This window comes from Dactylosporangium sp. NPDC050588 (genome assembly GCF_040654975.1).
GTDB lineage: Bacteria > Actinomycetota > Actinomycetes > Mycobacteriales > Micromonosporaceae > Dactylosporangium > Dactylosporangium maewongense.
Genome location: NZ_JBFAJA010000218.1, coordinates 1 through 2,480, shown reverse-complemented (window position 1 = coordinate 2,480; position 2,480 = coordinate 1). Strand labels below are relative to the sequence as shown.

The window sequence follows — 2,480 nt, the reverse complement described above, 5'->3', positions numbered from 1 at the left end:
GCGCCGAGGTCTCAACACTGGTCCGGGGGGACCGGCCAGGCGGCAGTCACTTGCCGCCGGCGAACTCCCCGAGCAGTGCCTTGCGCTGCTGGTCGCCCAGGCCGCGGAGGCGGCGGCTGTCGGCGATCTTCAGCTTCTCCATGATCTGCGTCGCGCGGATCTTGCCGATGCCGGGCATTGCCTGCAGCACGGCCGAAACCCGAAGCTTGCCGACGACGTCGTCGGACTCCGCACGATCGAGCACGGCAGCGAGGGTGGTCTTCCCCTGCTTCAGTTGCTCCTTCAGCTCAGCGCGAGCCTTACGAATCTCAGCCGCTTTTTCCAAAGCGGCCGCGCGCTGTTCCGGGCTCAGTGACGGGAGCGGCACCAGGTCTCCTCAGGTCCCTTGAAAAGAATGTTGATGGTCTAGCGCCGGGAAAACTAGCGGTCACGAGCCATTTCGGCAACGTGGGTATCGCATGATCGACGGCCGGTGGCGGCTTGATGATCAGGCGGTGACCGCCAGAGCGGCCGCGCATTCGTCACGCGCCCGCTCCGCGGCAGCACGCAGCGTGGCCACGTCCGGGCCCGCGCCGAGGATCTCCCGGGAGTACGACGGCAGCACGTCAGGGGCTTGATCACCGAACGCGGCCCGCAGTCCGTCGGCCCTGCCGCCCTGTGCACCGAGGCCCGGCGCCAGGATCGGTCCATTGAGGTTCGTCAGGTCGTGGCCGTGCTCACCGAGCGTCGCGCCGATCACGACGCCGACGTCGCCGAGAGGCGTCACACCCGCGTTGAGCTGCGCAATCTCGTCGACGACGGTCTGCGCGACGGTCCTTCCGCCGGCCCCGACGGCGCGCTGGACCGACGCGCCCTCGGGATTCGACGTCAGCGCGAGGACGAACGCGCCGAGGCCGTTCGCGGCCGCCTTGTCGAAGATCGGGCGCAGCGAACCGACCCCGAGGAACGGGCTGACGGTGATCGCGTCGGCCCGCAGCGGGGACGCCGGGTCGAGGTACGCGTCCGCGTACGCGGCGGCCGTCGAGCCGATGTCACCCCGCTTGACGTCGAGAACTACAAGAGTCCGGGTCGAGTCAAACTGTCGGATAGTCGACTCCAGCACCGCTATGCCCCTGGAGCCGAAACGCTCATAAAAGGCGGACTGGGGCTTGATCACCGCGACCCGGTCAGCCAGGGCCTCCCCCACCGTCCGACTGAACGCTTCCAGGCCCTTGACATCGTCGGAGAGGCCCCAGGCGGTCAGGAGGGAGGAGTGGGGGTCGATCCCGACGCACAGCGGCCCCAGCGCGTCCATGGCGGCCCTCAGCCGGGCTCCGAACCGTTCGCTCACGTGTGCTCCCTGGTGGCGTGGACGGCCTGCTTCACGAGGCGCGGGCCGTGGTAGATGAATCCGGTGTAGAGCTGCACGAGCGACGCCCCGGCCTCGAGCATGCGGGTCACGTCGGCGGCGGAGGTGATCCCGCCCACACCGACGACCGGCAGCCCGCTCTCCTTGGCGACGAAGCGCACGACCTCCAGGGCCCGCGGCGCGAGCGGGCGGCCGCTCAGCCCGCCGGTCTCGGTCGTCGTCACGCCCGGCCGGGCGACGGTCGTGTTGGTGGCGATCAGCCCGGCGACGCCCTGGGCCAGGCACACGTCGAGCAGCTCGCCGAGCGCCGCGTCGGTCAGGTCGGGGGCGACCTTCACCAGCACGGGCTTGCCCGCCCGGTTCTCCGCGTGCAGCGCGCCGAGCAGCGCCGTCAGGTGCGCCTTGTCCTGCAGCTCCCGCAGCCCGGGGGTGTTCGGCGAGCTGACGTTCACCGCGAAGTACGCGCCCTGGTCGTACAGCTGCCGGAAACTGCTGACGTAGTCCTCGACGGCACCGGTCAGGGGCGTCACCTTCGACTTGCCGAGGCTGATCCCCAGCGGCACGGGCAGGGGCCCGAGGGCCTTCAGCCGGGCCGAGAGGGCCCGTGCGCCGCCGTTGTTGAAGCCCATTCGGTTGACGATCGCCTCCTGCGGAGGGAACCGGAACAGGCGGGGGCGGTCGTTGCCGGGCTGCGGATGCCAGGTGACGGTGCCGACCTCGACGAAGCCGAAGCCGAGCCGCGGCCAGGCCCGCAGCGCCCGGCCGTCCTTGTCCATGCCGGCGGCGAGCCCGACCGCGTTCGGGAAGTCGATCCCGAACACGGTCCGGCGCGCACCGGGCGGGCTGTAGGCCCGCTTCGTCGACGGCACCCGCGACAGCCAGTGCAGGGTCCGCTCGTGCACCGTCTCGGCGTCACCGCCGCCGAGCCGGAACAGGACCGGGCGGACCAGCCGCTCGTACGTCACGACGCCGCCTCCGGGAGTCGACGCTGCCCGCTCACGACGCCGCCTGCGGCGTCGCCGCTGGTCGATCCTGTCCTGCCCGTGAGCGGCCCGAGCCGCTCCGCTGGCCGCTCACAACGCCGCCTCCGGCGTCGCCGCGAGCCGAACCTGCACTGCCCGTGAGCGGCCCG

Annotated in this window: 3 protein-coding genes; all 3 read right to left on the bottom strand. The window is 71.3% G+C overall.

The annotated features are described in order from the left end of the window. Positions 1-46: 46 nt before the first annotated feature. Positions 47-367 (bottom strand): integration host factor, actinobacterial type, encoded by a 321-nt coding sequence (gene mihF, locus AB0I21_RS57375; RefSeq protein ID WP_033356842.1) that lies wholly within the window; start codon positions 365-367, stop codon positions 47-49. Between the two features lie 120 nt (positions 368-487). After that, complete coding sequence (gene pyrF / locus AB0I21_RS57370; RefSeq protein WP_360574496.1) at positions 488-1,330, bottom strand: orotidine-5'-phosphate decarboxylase; 843 nt, start codon at positions 1,328-1,330, stop codon at positions 488-490. Next, positions 1,327-2,313 carry a quinone-dependent dihydroorotate dehydrogenase gene (locus AB0I21_RS57365; protein ID WP_360574494.1) on the bottom strand — a complete coding sequence of 329 codons (987 nt, stop codon included), beginning with the start codon at positions 2,311-2,313 and terminating at the stop codon, positions 1,327-1,329. Before AB0I21_RS57365 ends, pyrF begins: the two co-directional genes overlap by 4 nt. Between the last annotated feature and the right edge of the window lie 167 nt (positions 2,314-2,480).